Origin of the sequence: Mesorhizobium sp. B2-4-18 (assembly GCF_006441385.1) — a bacterium.
Classification (GTDB): domain Bacteria; phylum Pseudomonadota; class Alphaproteobacteria; order Rhizobiales; family Rhizobiaceae; genus Mesorhizobium; species Mesorhizobium australicum.
In genome coordinates this window covers 362224-376040 of the sequence record NZ_VFUW01000004.1, presented here as the reverse complement: position 1 = coordinate 376040, position 13817 = coordinate 362224, and the positions used below count along the sequence as shown (strand labels likewise).

General features: G+C 62.0%; 20 protein-coding genes. 13 read left to right on the top strand and 7 right to left on the bottom strand.

The features are described from left to right. The first annotated feature begins 125 nt into the window (after positions 1-125). The 5 genes from FJ527_RS12525 (at position 126) to FJ527_RS12505 (ending at position 3761) form a co-directional block, all read left to right on the top strand. Positions 126-1004, top strand: a complete 879-nt coding sequence (locus tag FJ527_RS12525) for an EamA family transporter (RefSeq protein ID WP_140823227.1) — start codon at positions 126-128, stop codon at positions 1002-1004. 247 nt (positions 1005-1251) lie between these two features. After that, a complete protein-coding gene (locus tag FJ527_RS12520) occupies positions 1252-2778 on the top strand; it encodes an ABC-F family ATP-binding cassette domain-containing protein (RefSeq protein ID WP_140823226.1) in 1527 nt (508 codons plus the stop codon). A gap of 78 nt (positions 2779-2856) precedes the next feature. Continuing rightward, entirely contained in the window at positions 2857-3135 is a 279-nt protein-coding gene (locus FJ527_RS12515) for a type II toxin-antitoxin system RelE/ParE family toxin (RefSeq protein WP_140721735.1), read from the top strand. A gap of 27 nt (positions 3136-3162) precedes the next feature. Beyond that, positions 3163-3471: a HigA family addiction module antitoxin gene (locus tag FJ527_RS12510; protein WP_015316118.1), complete on the top strand. Its 309-nt coding sequence runs from the start codon at positions 3163-3165 to the stop codon at positions 3469-3471. A gap of 137 nt (positions 3472-3608) precedes the next feature. After that, positions 3609-3761 carry a hypothetical protein gene (locus FJ527_RS12505; protein WP_083883193.1) on the top strand — a complete coding sequence of 51 codons (153 nt, stop codon included), beginning with the start codon at positions 3609-3611 and terminating at the stop codon, positions 3759-3761. 28 nt (positions 3762-3789) lie between these two features. On the opposite strand, the gene FJ527_RS12500 is transcribed toward FJ527_RS12505, so the two are convergent. Next, entirely contained in the window at positions 3790-4404 is a 615-nt protein-coding gene (locus tag FJ527_RS12500) for a glutathione S-transferase (protein WP_015316116.1), read from the bottom strand. A 220-nt stretch (positions 4405-4624) separates the two neighbouring features. Between FJ527_RS12500 and FJ527_RS12495 the strand changes: the two genes are divergently transcribed. Next, positions 4625-5041 (top strand): glyoxalase/bleomycin resistance/extradiol dioxygenase family protein, encoded by a 417-nt coding sequence (locus FJ527_RS12495; protein WP_140823225.1) that lies wholly within the window; start codon positions 4625-4627, stop codon positions 5039-5041. Positions 5042-5139: 98 nt separating this feature from the next. Continuing rightward, positions 5140-5493, top strand: a complete 354-nt coding sequence (locus FJ527_RS12490) for a DUF1428 domain-containing protein (RefSeq protein WP_140617709.1) — start codon at positions 5140-5142, stop codon at positions 5491-5493. Between the two features lie 46 nt (positions 5494-5539). Here FJ527_RS12490 and FJ527_RS12485 read toward each other — a convergent pair whose 3' ends face one another. Together FJ527_RS12485 and FJ527_RS12480 are read right to left on the bottom strand one after the other, a co-directional pair. Further along, entirely contained in the window at positions 5540-7174 is a 1635-nt protein-coding gene (locus FJ527_RS12485) for a sulfotransferase (protein WP_140823224.1), read from the bottom strand. Positions 7175-7374: 200 nt separating this feature from the next. Next, positions 7375-7683, bottom strand: a complete 309-nt coding sequence (locus FJ527_RS12480; RefSeq protein ID WP_246677709.1) for a hypothetical protein — start codon at positions 7681-7683, stop codon at positions 7375-7377. A gap of 180 nt (positions 7684-7863) precedes the next feature. On the opposite strand from FJ527_RS12480, the gene FJ527_RS12475 reads away from it, so the two are divergent. The 3 genes from FJ527_RS12475 to FJ527_RS12465 all read left to right on the top strand — a co-directional run bounded on the left by FJ527_RS12475 (position 7864) and on the right by FJ527_RS12465 (position 9075). Continuing rightward, positions 7864-8133 (top strand): hypothetical protein, encoded by a 270-nt coding sequence (locus FJ527_RS12475; RefSeq protein WP_015316111.1) that lies wholly within the window; start codon positions 7864-7866, stop codon positions 8131-8133. Next, entirely contained in the window at positions 8130-8378 is a 249-nt protein-coding gene (locus FJ527_RS12470; RefSeq protein ID WP_015316110.1) for a hypothetical protein, read from the top strand. Before FJ527_RS12475 ends, FJ527_RS12470 begins: the two co-directional genes overlap by 4 nt. 79 nt (positions 8379-8457) lie before the next feature. Beyond that, on the top strand, positions 8458-9075 hold the full coding sequence (locus FJ527_RS12465; RefSeq protein ID WP_140823223.1) for an NAD(P)H-dependent oxidoreductase: 618 nt from the start codon (positions 8458-8460) through the stop codon (positions 9073-9075). Positions 9076-9108: 33 nt separating this feature from the next. On the opposite strand, the gene FJ527_RS12460 is transcribed toward FJ527_RS12465, so the two are convergent. After that, positions 9109-9519: a Kazal-type serine protease inhibitor domain-containing protein gene (locus tag FJ527_RS12460; RefSeq protein ID WP_140721729.1), complete on the bottom strand. Its 411-nt coding sequence runs from the start codon at positions 9517-9519 to the stop codon at positions 9109-9111. Between the two features lie 584 nt (positions 9520-10103). Here FJ527_RS12460 and FJ527_RS12455 point away from each other — a divergent pair. The 3 genes from FJ527_RS12455 to FJ527_RS12445 all read left to right on the top strand — a co-directional run bounded on the left by FJ527_RS12455 (position 10104) and on the right by FJ527_RS12445 (position 11468). Continuing rightward, a complete protein-coding gene (locus tag FJ527_RS12455; RefSeq protein WP_006202520.1) occupies positions 10104-10316 on the top strand; it encodes a cold-shock protein in 213 nt (70 codons plus the stop codon). A 318-nt stretch (positions 10317-10634) separates the two neighbouring features. Continuing rightward, positions 10635-10847 (top strand): cold-shock protein, encoded by a 213-nt coding sequence (locus tag FJ527_RS12450; protein ID WP_008877668.1) that lies wholly within the window; start codon positions 10635-10637, stop codon positions 10845-10847. Positions 10848-11033: 186 nt separating this feature from the next. Continuing rightward, entirely contained in the window at positions 11034-11468 is a 435-nt protein-coding gene (locus tag FJ527_RS12445; protein ID WP_015316107.1) for a BA14K family protein, read from the top strand. 94 nt (positions 11469-11562) lie between these two features. On the opposite strand, the gene FJ527_RS12440 is transcribed toward FJ527_RS12445, so the two are convergent. From FJ527_RS12440 to FJ527_RS12430, 3 genes are all read right to left on the bottom strand, one after another. Next, positions 11563-12201, bottom strand: coding sequence for an MBL fold metallo-hydrolase (locus FJ527_RS12440; protein ID WP_140823222.1), 639 nt, complete (start codon positions 12199-12201; stop codon positions 11563-11565). A gap of 136 nt (positions 12202-12337) precedes the next feature. Beyond that, positions 12338-12655, bottom strand: a complete 318-nt coding sequence (locus FJ527_RS12435) for a hypothetical protein (protein ID WP_015316105.1) — start codon at positions 12653-12655, stop codon at positions 12338-12340. Positions 12656-12800: 145 nt separating this feature from the next. Continuing rightward, on the bottom strand, positions 12801-13694 hold the full coding sequence (locus FJ527_RS12430) for a branched-chain amino acid aminotransferase (protein ID WP_015316104.1): 894 nt from the start codon (positions 13692-13694) through the stop codon (positions 12801-12803). Between the last annotated feature and the right edge of the window lie 123 nt (positions 13695-13817).

Sequence of the window (13817 nt, the reverse complement as noted above, 5' to 3'; positions counted from 1 at the left end):
TTCGCGCCCCCGCTGTCCCTCCAACATAGATCAGCTTTTCCTGCCACCTTGCCAGTGGTGGGACGAACCTATACGGGCCTTTCAATTCTGCTCTTCCGCTCCGAAAACCATCAGCCAACTCCCCCATGAAACCCAGAGATATCGCCGCCTACGTCTTCCTGGCTGTCACCTGGGGACTGTCGTTCCTGGTGCTGCTCAAGGTGGTGCATGCCTTTGGCTGGGTCGGCGCGGTCACCTTGCGCGCGCTGATCGCCGGCATCACGCTCTTTCTGCTTGCCGCCGCGACGCGGCGACGGCTGGATTTCAGCGCCGGCTGGCGGCATTTCGCCATGGTCGGCGCGACGACGGTGGCGGCGCAGCTGATCGGCCTGTCCTATGCCACGCCGCGCATAGGCACGGCGATGGCGGCCATCCTGGTTGCCGCCATCCCGCTGTTCTCGATGATCATCGGCCAGCTCTGGGGGCTTGAGCGCATCGCTGTTCGCGGCCTGGCTGGACTGCTGCTCGGCGCTGCCGGCATCATCGTCCTGGTCGGTTTCCCGATCGGCTGTGCCGCCTCGCTGTTCAGTTCCTTCTCGGCGGCATTCGGCAGCAACTACGCCATTCGCCATTTGCGCTCGGCCGGCTCGCTGGAACTCACCAGCGCCGCCTTCCTGTTCGGCGGCCTGATGACGCTGCCGCTGCTGCTCGCCGTGCCGGTGCCGGCCATGCCGCGCCCTGTCGACTTCCTCTACCTGGCCATACTGGCCTGCGTGATGAGCGCATTGACCTATGTCGTGTATTTCCGGCTGGTGGCCAGCATCGGAGCGACCAGGACCATCAGCGTCGAATTCGCCGTCACCACGATCGCGGTGCTGGCCGGAACGATTGTGCTCGGCGAGTCGCTGACCCTGATCCAGGGCTTCGGCGCGGTGGCAATCATCGGCGGCTGCATACTGGTGCTGGACCCCTTCCCGCGCCGCTTGAAAGCGGCGGCCTTGCCATCAGCCTCGCCTTTGGTGTAGCCAGTCGTCACACTCGAACGTCTCGAAAGGAGGGCTCACGTGTTTACGTTCTATCGTCACCATCGTCAGCGTGGCCCGATTTGCGCCCTGCGAGCCAGCTTGCAGGGCTGACCAGGGACGGTCCGGGTTTTCTCCCGCTTCGATTTTTTGGTCAGCCCTTCGTGGTGTGCAACGCCTGGCCTGATGGCCGGCACGCGCACCGTCAAAGTGCATGAGCCGGCATTCCGGCAAGACCAGAGAAATCAAAATGGCCCTCATCAGCCTCAAATCCCTCGGCGTCACCATGAGTGCGCCGCTCTTTTCCAATCTCGACCTCAGCATCGGCAACGGCGACCGGCTCGGCATCGTCGCCGCCAACGGCCGCGGCAAGTCGACCTTGCTCAAATGCCTGACCGGCGAACTGGAGCCGACGACAGGCGACATCACCCGCACGCGCGGTCTGCGTGTCGGCCATGTCGAGCAGTCTATTGCCTCTGCCCTGCTTGGCCGCACTTTCTACGAGGTTGTGGCTGACGCGCTACCGCCCGAACAGGCCGACAGCGAGATGTGGCGTGTCGATGTCGTTCTCGATTCGCTTGACGTGCCCGAGCCGATGCGCGGGCGAGAAATGCAGGCACTGAGCGGCGGCTGGCAGCGGCTGGCGCTGATCGCCCGCGTCTGGGTCACCGATCCCGACATGCTTTTGCTCGACGAGCCGACCAACCATCTCGACCTTGCGCGCATCAGCCAATTGGAAACCTGGCTCAACGCGCTGCCGCGCGAGGTGCCCGTCATCATCGCCAGCCATGACCGCGCCTTCCTAGACGCCACCACCAACCGGACGCTGTTCCTGCGCCCGGAACAGTCGCCGGTGTTCTCCCTCCCCTATTCCCGCGCCAGGGAGGCGCTGGACGAGGTTGACGCGTCGAACGAACGAAAGTTCCAGCGCGACATGAAGGTGGCGCAGCAATTGCGCCGGCAGGCGGCCAAGCTCAACAATATCGGCATCAATTCCGGCAGCGACCTGCTGACGGTCAAGACCAAGCAACTCAACCAGCGCGCGGAAAAATTGGAAGAGGCCGCCAATCCGGCGCATCGCGAGAAATCGGCGGGCGCGATTAAACTCGCCAATCGCGGTACCCACGCCAAGGTGCTGATCACGCTTGACGACGCGGCGGTCGAAACGCCCGACGGCACGCTGCTGTTCAGGACCGGCAAGCGCCACATCTGCCAGGGCGACCGGATCGTGCTGCTCGGCCGCAACGGCGTCGGCAAGTCGCGCTTCGTCACCATGATCCGCAACGCCATCCTCGAGGCGGACACGGTGCGGAATGTGAAGGTGACGCCGTCCACCGTGCTCGGCTACAGCGACCAGGCGCTGTCGGGCATCAGCGGCGACGACACGCCGCTGGCGATGGTCTCGCGCCGTTACGATGTCGGCGAACAGCGCGCCCGCTCGCTGCTTGCCGGCGCCGGCGTGGTCATCGAGATGCAGGAGAAAAAGATCGGTGTTCTGTCGGGCGGCCAGAAGGCACGGCTGATGATGCTGGCGCTCAGGCTCGCCAATCCCAATTTCTATCTGCTCGACGAGCCCACCAACCATCTCGACATAGACGGCCAGGAAGCGCTGGAGGAGGAGTTGCTGAAGCACCAGGCAAGCTGTCTGCTCGCCTCGCACGACCGCTCCTTCATCCGCGCCATCGGCAACCGCTTCTGGCTGATCGAGAAGCGGAAGCTGACCGAAGTCGAGGATCCGGAGAGCTTCTTCCGCGAGGTGGCTGAGGGAACCGGCTGAGCGGCGGGAGATCGGCATGCCTGTAAATTATTTGCTTACAGGTTCTTGATTTGTGTAAGCGATCTGTTTACATATGTCATGATCAAATCGTTCAAGAACAAGGCGCTGTCCGACCTTTTTCAAACCGGAAAAACCGGCAAGATCGATGCCAAGATGCACAAGCGCATCCTTGTTCGGCTTGACCGCCTGGAAGCATCGGAAAAGCCGGAGGAGATGAACCTTCCCGGCTTCGACTTCCATTCGCTGAAAGGCCTCGATCCCATCCGCTACACGGTCCACGTCAATGGTCCGTGGTGCATTAAATTTGAATTCGACGGTAACGACGCCGCCCGCGTCGATTTCGAGCAATATCACTGAGGCGGCCAGATTGGAGAAGTTCGACGTATGACCGTGCACGAGCCGACGCGTCCGATCGAGCGTTGCCCCTCCCACCCGGGAGCGCTGCTTGAGGACATTATCCCGGCAACTGGAAAGACCAAGGTGGAAATTGCAAATCTGCTCGGGATATCCCGGCAGCAGCTCTATGACATTATCCGCGAAAGGAAGCCGGTTTCGCCGGCGGTGGCCGCTCGCCTTGGGAAGCTGTTCGGCGACGGCGCCGCGATCTGGCTTCGGATGCAGGCGGCTTTCGATGCCTGGCACGCCGAGCGTGAGGTCGATGTTTCGGCTATTCCCACGCTCAAGGTCGCATAGGCTCTCCTCGGCGACGCCTGAACGAGATGTAAATGCTGACAAAAAATTTTCCGGGCAATCTGTCGGATCGCCCATTGCGGCCCCGTCCTTGGGATGCCGACACGATGATGCCGGCGCCAAACCAGGGAGAATTCGTCATGTCCGTCCTGTCATCCATCGGCCGCATCGCAACCCGGTATGCCGCGGCGCGCGCCCGTCACCGCAGCGAACGCATCCTGCTGTCGCTGCCTGCCGCGCTGCGCAAGGATATCGGCTTTCCGGAAATCCTCGACACGCGGAACAACCGTTGACGCTCGCCGCCTCTCAGGCGAGCGCGAATCAATCATGTGTATCGCCCGAAAGCGGCGTCGCACGCATCGACGCACGCCTTTCGAAAGCCTCGAACCAGCGCGTCAGCCGCGCCCGCGAACCAAACGACGGAAGATGACGGAACGCCATCCAGGACAGCGTGGTGGCTAGCGCAATATGTCCAACATGGAGCGGCGCCTCGTCGTCAAGGGCGCCCTCGGCCCAGTCGTAGGTCGCCTCGATCTTCTGCCGATATCCTTCGGCAAGAGCATCATAGCGCAGCTGTTCGGGTCTCCTTTCCGTCTCCCAGCGCAAGGCGATGCCCGTCTGCGCAAGGCCTTGGGCGGCCGATTGCAGCCGCAACGCCTGCCAGCGTGCCTCGCCGACCTGCGGCAGCAACTTCCGGTCATCATGCAGCGTATCGAGATAGGCGCAGATGACGTCGGAATCGAAGATCGCCGGCGCACCCGGACGCAGCAGCACCGGCACTTGGCCTAGCGGGTTTTCGGCGTGGACACTGGCGTTGTGCAAGGTCGGGCTGGTTTCGTGATGAATGACCTGGAGCTGATCGGCGACGCCTGCCTCATGCGCGAAGACCAGCGCCTTGCGCGCGAAAGGTGAGTGGGTCTGATAATAGAGGATCATTGTCGTCTCCGGGCTGAGTAGGCGGCGCGCAATCCAACTCTTTTAGCTTGGGAGCCGAGAGAATTGCGCTCTGATTGGAAGCCGCCGACGCAAGTTCGTTGCACGCCTTCCCAACCCATCGGTTGTCCCCGGCCAAAAATTTTCGGCGTCCTGTAGGATTGCCGTCATCTCATCCGTCCTATGGTCCGCAAGGCCAAACCAACGTGAAGAGGAACATGCAATGACCGACCAGACCCCACCCCGGCCAAAAGTGCTTGGCGGATTGACCCCCTATATTCAGGTCGACGGTGCCATCAAGGCGGCCGAGTTCTACAAGAAGGCTTTCGGGGCCGAGGAAGTCTTTGCCTACCCGGCGGACGAAAAAGGCCGCACCATGCATATCCATCTCTATATCAACGGCTCGACACTGATGCTGGGCGACGCCTATCCGGAACACGGCCATCCGCACCAGGCGGCGCAGGGCTATACGCTGCAGCTCCATCTCGGCAAGGATGACATCGACGCTTGGTGGAAGCGCGCCGTCGACGCCGGCTGCGAGGCCGTCACGCCGCTGCAGGTGATGTTCTGGGGCGACCGCTGGGGCCAGGTGAAGGATCCCTTCGGCGTCGCATGGGCAATGAACGCACCGACGGAATAGGCTTTAGCGAGCGCGCCCCTCGCCGAGGGGATGCGCCCAATCGCGCCGGGTGTATCCCCGCCGACCCGGCGTTCGAATTCAGCAAAGAGGAGACCACCATGTCCTATGTCGATGGCTTCGTGCTTGCCGTGCCGAAGGCAAATCTCGATGACTATAAAAAGCTCGCCAACCTCGCAGGCCCCATATGGATGGAACATGGCGCGCTCGCCTATGTCGAATGCATCGGCGACGACGTGCCCTATGGCGAAATCACCTCGTTTCCGCGTGCCGTTCAGGCCAAGGATGATGAGATCGTCGTTTTCTCCTGGGCCGTATACAAATCCAGGCAGGATCGCGATGCGGTGATGGCCAAGGTGATGGCCGACCCTCGTCTGCAGCGCGATATGGCCACGATGCCGTTCGACGGCAAGCGCATGATCTTCGGCGGCTTCCAGCCCTTCATGGAACTTTGAGACAGCTCGACCGCCGTTCGCAGGCCGGCCTTACCGCGCTATCGGCCTATCCGAGCTTATCCAGCAGTGGTTTCAGCCTGTCGCCATAGCGCTTCCACAGATCGACCGAGCCCTGGTACATGGGCTGGCGCACCTGCGCGGCCGACGCCGTGCGCACCGGCCTGTCGGTCTCGTGGAACGACAGCACGGCATCGTCCCATGGCAGGCCGAGATAGTCGATCAGCGCCCGGCTCTGCCCATCCTGGTCGGCGACGAAATCCTCGTAGCGCACATCGTGCACGACGCCGGGCAGCACCTTGTGCCAATGCGCCATGATGTCGGTGTAGAGATTGTGGAAATCGGCGAGCTCACCGAGGTCATAGCCATAGCGGTGGCTGTCGCCGCGGAAATGCACCTTGTAGATCGACAGGCATGTCGCCGCCGCATCGCGGGCGCAATGGATGATCCTGGCCTTCGGCAGCATCATGTGGATGAAGCCGACAAGCAGGAAGTTGCCCGGCATCTTGTCGGTGACGTGGCGCATATGCGGATATCGGGCATGCAGCATGTCCAGATAGGCCTGCCCCGCCTCGGCGAAATCCCTATCGTCCGTGTCGGCCACGCCCCAGGGGAAGCCGCCTGGCATGTTCGACGGGAACTGCTTGCCGACCGCCGTCTTCAGGATGCTGAGCTCGCCCGCGCCATAGACCTGGGGGTGACTGGCGATGATCTGTTCGACCAGCGTCGTACCCGAACGCGGCATGCCGACGACGAAGATCGGCGCGTCGTCGGCAATCGGGCTCGGTCTGTACTTTTCGAAGAAGCCGGCATCGAACACCGTCTTCATTGCCTCGAATTCGGCACGCGTCTTCACCGGGTCGTAGTCGATGCCCTTGCGGCGGATGGCATTGCCCTCGGCGAAATAGTCGAAGGCCCTGCCATAATCCTTGAGATCGTCATTGGCCTTGCCGAGGCCAAACGACAGCTGCATGCGTGCCAGGCTGTCCTGAGGCGCCTTGGCGTGCTGCGCCTCCATGCCAGCCATTTCGGCATCGCGCTCCTTCTGGCGCTTGACCTGCATCAGCATCAGCCACGCGCGGGCCATGCCGGGCTGGATCGCCAACGCCTGCCGGAACAGGCCGGTCGCCTCGTCGAGCTTGCCCTTTTCCATCAGCCCGACACCCAGTCCGTGCAGCAGGTCGGCATCCCTAGGCCGGATGGTCAGTGCCTCCTGGAAGACAGCCAGCGCCTCGTCGAGGCGTCCGGCTTCCTGCAGGGTTTCGGCAAGCCCGATACGGGCGCGCACGTGGAATGGATTGCGCTGCACCGTGCCGCGATAGATGTCCTCGGCCTCGTCGAACCGGCCGATCTGCTTCAGCGACGAGCCGAGATTGTCGCGCGCCGCGAGCTGCTCCGGCCGCAGGTCCACCGCGCCGCGGAAGAAATCGATCGCCGCCGCGACACGCCCCAGATCGCGCATCACCGTGCCGAGATTGTTGAGGAAGTCGGGATTGGTCGGCTGCAGCTGAACCGACTGTTCGAGGAAATCCATGCCTTCTTCGCTGCGCCCCGTCTGGTGCAGCAGCAAACCCAGGAAATGCGCAGCGGCCGGGTGTTTGGGCTGACGCGTCAGCACCTGGCGGTAGATCGCCTCGGCTTCCTGCCGGCGCCCGGCCTGGTGCAGTTGCAGTGCCTGCTGCACATACTGGTCGAGACCTAGCGGCGGCTGTCCTCCCCCTCCAGACTTGGCCGCGCCAGGCCTGGTTCCCGCACCCGCCGCTCTTCTCTGATCTCTGTTGATGGGACACCTACCGTGTTCGTGCGCCTGCCGCGATCTAGGCCATCGGCGTTACAGGTTCAAGGCTTTGCTTGATTCTGCGCCTCACGTCGCGGCGAAAGCGATCAAATCAGGCGATTGGTCTCTGCGACCTGCCTGGCCCGCCTCACAGTCCCATCGGTATCGGAGATCGTTCGCCTTGCCGCCTCGTCGCTTCTGATGGTCAGCCGCGCCGACTGGACGGCCATCGGCTTTCCGGCAGCGCCAATGGGGTACGTGGCGATTGGCCTGACGATCGGATTGATCGCCATGCTCTTCCCTTTCGAAGTTCTGATTGAATCCATGGCTTTATCCCTTTTGAAAAAAATAAAAACATAAGCGTCGAGGAAAACTCGGCACATCCCGAAGAAATTTTCGAAGATATCCGCAGACATAGCAGATTTATTCCAAAATTTATATCCGTCTATTTTTCAAATCGAAGCAAGGAATTCCGTTATTATTCTTGAATAGAGCGCCGATTTGGGCTATATATCACATATGGTTTGGGCCAGAATTGGCATCTCGCGGCGTCAGAGGTTCTCGACCCGCCAATCTCATCCCAAAAGGCCAGGATAATGCCCGACCGCACCACCCGTTCCATCGCCCATTTCACCGCGCCATTCATGCTCGGTGGCCTGGAAGGACAACTGCCGGCCGGCGACTACGACATCGATCACGACGAGGAGTTGATCGAGGGCATGTCGCGGCTTGCCTGGCGCCGCGTCGCCACCTTCATCCATCTGCCGGCAAAGGCGGTGAACAACCCGCTCACCAGCCAGCTCGTCGCCATCGACCACCTGGACCTCGAAACCGCGCTGGTGCGCGACCGGGAGAATGCAGCATGATCCGTTTTCAACAGAATGCGCGACCGCGCACCGACACCCCCTCGCATCTCTTCGCCATCGGCCAGACCGTGCGGATGAAAAGCCGGACCGGCTTGGTCAACAAGGCCGCGGAACTGTTCGAGATCAAGAGCAGGCTGCCGGTCAAGGACGGTTCCCCGCAATACCGCATCCGCAGCGACCAGGAGACCCACGAACGGGTCACCACGGAAGACAATCTCGAACTGGCCGACAATCCGGCCAGCTGAGCGGAGGCCAGCCGACACACCGCGCAACCGCAAACGCCTCGCGGCGTTGAGCCTGCACACCAGATGCAGGAGTTTTGCGATGTCCCTCACCGCCTTTGCCCTCAACTGTTCGCTGAAAGCATCCAGCGACAAGGAAAAATCGTCCACCGACAAGATCATCGCCGATCTGCTCGCGGCGCTCAAACCGCATGGCGTGGAAGGCGAGGTCGTGCGCACGCTTGATCATGACATCAAGCCTGGCGTGCTCTCCGACATGGGCAGGGGCGACGACTGGCCTGGCCTGCGCGAAAAGATCCTGGCCGCCGATATCTTTATTCTCGGCTTGCCGATCTGGTTGGGCCAGCCATCGAGCGTCGCCAAGCGCGTCATGGAGCGGATGGACGCCTTTCTCGAGGAGACCGACGACAAGGGCCGCATGCCGGCCGCCGGCAAGGTGGCCCTGGTGGCGATCGTCGGCAACGAGGACGGCGCGCATCATTGCCATGCGGAGTGCTTCCAGGCGCTGAACGATGTCGGCTTCACCATTCCCGCCAATGGCGGCGTCTACTGGGTCGGTGAAGCCATGCATGACGTCAATTACGTCGACCTGCCGAAAACCCCCGCCAAGGTTACCGAAGCCATCGAAATGGCGGCCTCAAACGCTGCTCATCTGGCCGGCCTGCTCAAGAGCAAAGCTTATGTTGGCGTGGACAAATAATGGCCTCCCCCTCATGCGGGAGACGGCAGAATCTCAGCACGGCCCCTCGCCGACGATGCGGTAGTCCGAGGCCCGCGCCTCGCAGGCGTTGGGGAAGGTGCGCATCTCTCCATGCCGGCGGGCGCACACCGGAGCATATTCGCGGGTGCAGAACGTCTGCTCGCCACCGCCGCCACCGCCATCACCGCCGTGACAGGCGCCGTCACGCACGATGCGATAACCCGCCCGATCGGCCAGACAGGCATTGGCGAAGGTCTGGCGATCTCCGCCGCGCCGGGCGCAGACCGGCTCGTATTGCTTGGTGCAGAATTGCGGTTCAGGGCGCGGCGGACGCGGTCGCGGCCCAGGTCCGTCATCGACGACGACCGTGCAGGCGGCAAGAATTGCCGACAGGAAAAGGACGGCAAAAACCTGCCGTGAAAAGATCGCCGCAAGAAACCTCATGATCGTCTCTCCCTCGATCCCCGTCCCGGTCCGTACCGCCCAAGACTGCGTGGCGGTTCGTTGATGATGATATCGATCAAAACAAGATTTGGATCAGTCACCCAATGGCGTGATCGTCGTCATTCCACCGCCAATTGCAACCCTTGTTTGCGGCTTCTGTAGGAGAACGACACCCGAACCGATGGGGCCCAGCCGCGTCCCCGGCAATCGTCGCTCCTGGCCCATCCATGACCGGTGCTGTGGGCCGATGACCCTTCCGCCAACGAAGCCTATTTGCGGCCGGTCGACGCTTTGATCGGTCGATTTTTGCGTCGGGATGCGCCAAGGGCGGCGGCCCGCGGCGCTATCTTGCAACCTTCACGTTTCCGTGCGATAAATTCTGTGTTCGGGCATTTGCGACCCGGAGAGCGGAACGTTTTGGACGACCTTTCCCCGATACTGTGAATCTCTGACGGCCCCGTTTTTCGGCGGGGGGTTTGACCATGCGCCAATGCATGACTGCCGAAAGCAACCACCAGGAACTGCCCTCGACGCCAGGTGGCGGGCAGGACCACCAAGACTGAACGGGTGAAGGAGTTTCCCCAATGGCCCAGACCGGCACCGTTAAATTCTTCAATGCGACCAAAGGCTTCGGTTTCATCACGCCCGACGGCGGCGCCAAGGACGTGTTCGTCCACATTTCAGCGATCGAGGCCTCGGGCCTGCGCACGCTCGTCGATGGCCAGAAGGTCACTTTCGACGTCGAGCCGGACCGCATGGGCAAGGGCCCGAAGGCGGTCAACCTGCGCGCAGCCTGAGCGATCGGCGCGCGCGCATCCCAGGCGGATGGGCGAACGAGGAGCTTGACCAGCACCTGGGCAGGCAGACGGATTTTTGAAAGGCGCGGCGGTTTTCGCCGCGCCTTTTTCATGTCCGCCGCGCAGCGCAGACTCATCTCATCCGGAAGTTCATCCCGGGTCCGGGCCAATGACGCGCATCAAAACAAGCACTTAAAGCGACGTGCTTTAAGTGCCAGCAAAACTTTCTCTTGCCGATAGCGCTAAAATAAAGGACAAATTTGCATTCGGGCATTTGCCGGCCCGAGACTGGAGTTTATGGGATCAAAGGAGCTTCCCATGCCGCAGACCGGCACCGTCAAATTCTTCAACCATGCCAAGGGCTTCGGCTTCATCACACCGGATGATGGCGCGAAGGATGTCTTCGTCCATATTTCGGCCGTGCAGGCGTCGGGTCTCCCCGGTCTCGAAGATGGGCAGAAAGTGACATTCGACACCGAGCCGGACAAGCGCGGCAAGGGACCCAAGGCCGTCAACCTGTCGGTCGGCTGAGCCGGCTTCGGACCGGCTCCGACAGTCAGGTCCGCGCCGAAAGGTGCGGTTTTGAAGCGGTGAAAGAATGCGTGCGGCCAAATTTTCGTTCAGCCCCCGTTCAGCCACGGTCCCATATTAGTCATTCGTAAAGCCGGACTGCATCCCCTGCAAGAAACTGCACGGTCCGGTACGAAGGAGACCAAGATGAACCGCATTTTCAAGACAGCCGTGCTGTCCGCAGCCGTGGTCGCCACCACGCTGGGGACCTTCTCGGCGGCCAATGCCGATGACTGGCGCCGTTGGCACCATCACGGCCATGGCCATGGCGATGCCGTGGCAGCCGGCGTTCTCGGCCTTGCCGCCGGCGCATTGATCGGTGGCGCATTGGCCAATGACCGGCCACCGCCCGATTCCGACCGTTATTACGATGACGGTTACTACGATCGTGACGTGCGGGTGCGCCCTGCCCCGGTCCGCCGCTACTACGCGGAACCGCAGGTGGTCTATGCCGACCGTTACGCCGAACCGTGGACGCGCGGCTGGTACGAGTACTGCTCGGACCGCTACCGCACCTTCAATTCCCGTACCGGCACCTTCACCGGCAGCGACGGTGAACAGCATTTCTGCACCGCCAACTGAGGCTTCCCTGCCCCAAACAAAAAAGCGCTGACCGCAAGGCCAGCGCTTTTTTGTTGTCGGTTTGTTGGGCTTCCGGCGGCGGCCCTCATCTCATTCAGGTCAAAAACGGGTTGGTTCGCCGTTCCTCGCCAAAACGCCCGCCGGGGCCATGGCCGCAGATGAAGCCGATGTCGTCGCCGAGCGGCAACAGCTTGTTCTTGATCGAGGCGATGAGGGCCGCATGGTCGCCGCCGGGCAGGTCGGTGCGGCCGACCGAACCACGAAACAGAACATCGCCGACATGGGCGAATTTGGCGGCGCGGTTATAATAGACGACATGGCCCGGTGCGTGGCCGGGGCAATGCAGCACCTCGAACACATGGCCGCCGAACGACACCGTCTCGCCTTCGGCGAGGAACCGATCGGGCACGCAGTTTCGCACACCGCCGATGCCGTAGCGCCTGCCCTGGTTTTCCAGATTGTCGAGCAGCATCTTGTCGGCTTCATGCGGGCCGATGATCTCGACGCCGAGTGCTTCCTTCAGTTCCATGGCGCCGCCGGCATGATCGATATGACCGTGCGTGATCCAGATCGCCTCGGCCGCGATCGCGTTGTCCTTCAACGTTGCCAGCACCTTGTCGATGTCGCCGCCCGGATCCACGACGACGCCATGCTTGTCCTCCATGTCGAACAGGATGGTGCAGTTCTGCTGGAACGGTGTGACCGGCACGATGCCGGCATTGAGCTCACCCATGATCGTCCTTTCGCTGTGTCAGCGATCATGTAGAGGCATCGCTCAAAACCGTCCACAGCCGGAAGGCCAAACAGTGCGTCTCCAAAGGAATGGGCGGCCGAAGCCGCCCATTCTGCGAAGCCCGAGATCGGCAGGCTTATTTCTTCATGGCGCCCATGACCGCGCCGAGAATGCCGGTCAGGATCGCGCCACCGCCGGCGCCACCGACGATGTTCTGCAGGTTGAGCGCGCTGCCCAGGCCGCTGGTCGCCGCCGCGGCCGCGTCAGGACTGATCGCACCGCCGCCAAGCAGGCTGCCGAGGATCGCCGCGCCGCCGACACCGCCGATGGCTCCGCCCAGGATTTTGGGAAGCTGACCCATTGCCGCCGTCTTGATCGCCGCGCCGACCGCCTGACCACCAATGATGCCTGTGATGATCTGAATGATGATCGGAAGAAGCGTGTTCATGTCCATATGATTAGTCCCTCCATAGCTGCCAGCCTCCCGGGCCGACACCATCATGAGACGCCGAATTGGAGGAAAGTCAAATGCAGAAACGCTGAAATAAAAGGGGCGGCCCGAAAACCGCCCCTGCTTGCGCGAAAAGCTGTGACTATCGTTATTCTGCGGCGATAGCATGCTTGGGTTGAACGGCGATAGAATAGTCGTTCATGAGATTCTTGGCGATCTCGCCGACTTCGAATCGGTAAGGGCCGATCTCCGAAACCGGGGTTACTTCCGCTGCCGTTCCGGTCAGGAAGCACTGCTCGAACCCTTCCAGTTCTTCCGGCAGGATGGCGCGTTCGATGATCTCCAGGCCGCGATCCTTGGCGAGTCCAATGACCGTGCGGCGGGTAATGCCGTCGAGGAAGCAATCGGGCTTGGGCGTGTGGATCTTGCCGTCCTTGACGAAGAAGATGTTGGCGCCCGTCGCTTCGGCGACCTGGCCCCGCCAGTCGAGCATCATGGCGTCGGCATAGCCCTTGGCCTCGGCGGCATGCTTGGACATGGTGCAGATCATGTAGAGGCCGGCGGCCTTCGACCGCGACGGCGCCGTGCGCGGATCGGGCCGGCGCCATTCCGCCACATCGAGACGGATGCCCTTCAGCTTCTGCGCCGGGTCGAAATAGCTCGGCCATTGCCAAATGGCGATGGCGACGTTGATGCGGTTGTTTTGCGCCGAAACGCCCATCTGCTCGCTGCCGCGCCAGGCGATCGGCCTGACATAGGCGTCCTGGAAGCCCTGCTTCTTCAGGAGCGTGGTCGACGCGTCGTTGAGCTCGGCCACCGAATAGGGAATCTTGAAGCCGAGCAGGCGTGCCGATTCATGCAGGCGTTCCGTATGCTCGTTGAGCTTGAAGATCTCGCCGCCATAGGCGCGCTCACCCTCGAAGACCGCGCTGGCGTAATGCAGGCCGTGGGTCAGCACATGAATCTTGGCGTCCCCCCACGGGACGAACGCGCCATTCATCCAGATGAAGCCGTCCAGTTGATCGAAGGGAACGGATGCCATGGTAACCTCCCGCGGGTCGCGACCCGCATATCCTAGCGTCGTTGCGTGTTCTTTTGGCAGCGCCATGTGGTTGGAGACGCCGGCCGGTGTCTGGAAGCGTAAGCGGATAATCGCGCCCTGGCA

Coding starts and splice junctions, on each gene's coding strand:
- FJ527_RS12495 (WP_140823225.1), top strand. CDS start 4,625: ATGACCGACCAGACCCCACCCCGGCCAAAAGTGCTTGGCGGATTGACC.
- FJ527_RS12440 (WP_140823222.1), bottom strand. CDS start 12,201: ATGGGTGAGCTCAATGCCGGCATCGTGCCGGTCACACCGTTCCAGCAG.
- FJ527_RS12515 (WP_140721735.1), top strand. CDS start 2,857: ATGATCAAATCGTTCAAGAACAAGGCGCTGTCCGACCTTTTTCAAACC.
- FJ527_RS12520 (WP_140823226.1), top strand. CDS start 1,252: ATGGCCCTCATCAGCCTCAAATCCCTCGGCGTCACCATGAGTGCGCCG.
- FJ527_RS12435 (WP_015316105.1), bottom strand. CDS start 12,655: ATGGACATGAACACGCTTCTTCCGATCATCATTCAGATCATCACAGGC.
- FJ527_RS12460 (WP_140721729.1), bottom strand. CDS start 9,519: ATGAGGTTTCTTGCGGCGATCTTTTCACGGCAGGTTTTTGCCGTCCTT.
- FJ527_RS12470 (WP_015316110.1), top strand. CDS start 8,130: ATGATCCGTTTTCAACAGAATGCGCGACCGCGCACCGACACCCCCTCG.
- FJ527_RS12475 (WP_015316111.1), top strand. CDS start 7,864: ATGCCCGACCGCACCACCCGTTCCATCGCCCATTTCACCGCGCCATTC.
- FJ527_RS12525 (WP_140823227.1), top strand. CDS start 126: ATGAAACCCAGAGATATCGCCGCCTACGTCTTCCTGGCTGTCACCTGG.
- FJ527_RS12505 (WP_083883193.1), top strand. CDS start 3,609: ATGTCCGTCCTGTCATCCATCGGCCGCATCGCAACCCGGTATGCCGCG.
- FJ527_RS12490 (WP_140617709.1), top strand. CDS start 5,140: ATGTCCTATGTCGATGGCTTCGTGCTTGCCGTGCCGAAGGCAAATCTC.
- FJ527_RS12430 (WP_015316104.1), bottom strand. CDS start 13,694: ATGGCATCCGTTCCCTTCGATCAACTGGACGGCTTCATCTGGATGAAT.
- FJ527_RS12465 (WP_140823223.1), top strand. CDS start 8,458: ATGTCCCTCACCGCCTTTGCCCTCAACTGTTCGCTGAAAGCATCCAGC.
- FJ527_RS12500 (WP_015316116.1), bottom strand. CDS start 4,404: ATGATCCTCTATTATCAGACCCACTCACCTTTCGCGCGCAAGGCGCTG.
- FJ527_RS12455 (WP_006202520.1), top strand. CDS start 10,104: ATGGCCCAGACCGGCACCGTTAAATTCTTCAATGCGACCAAAGGCTTC.
- FJ527_RS12480 (WP_246677709.1), bottom strand. CDS start 7,683: ATGTCTGCGGATATCTTCGAAAATTTCTTCGGGATGTGCCGAGTTTTC.
- FJ527_RS12510 (WP_015316118.1), top strand. CDS start 3,163: ATGACCGTGCACGAGCCGACGCGTCCGATCGAGCGTTGCCCCTCCCAC.
- FJ527_RS12445 (WP_015316107.1), top strand. CDS start 11,034: ATGAACCGCATTTTCAAGACAGCCGTGCTGTCCGCAGCCGTGGTCGCC.
- FJ527_RS12450 (WP_008877668.1), top strand. CDS start 10,635: ATGCCGCAGACCGGCACCGTCAAATTCTTCAACCATGCCAAGGGCTTC.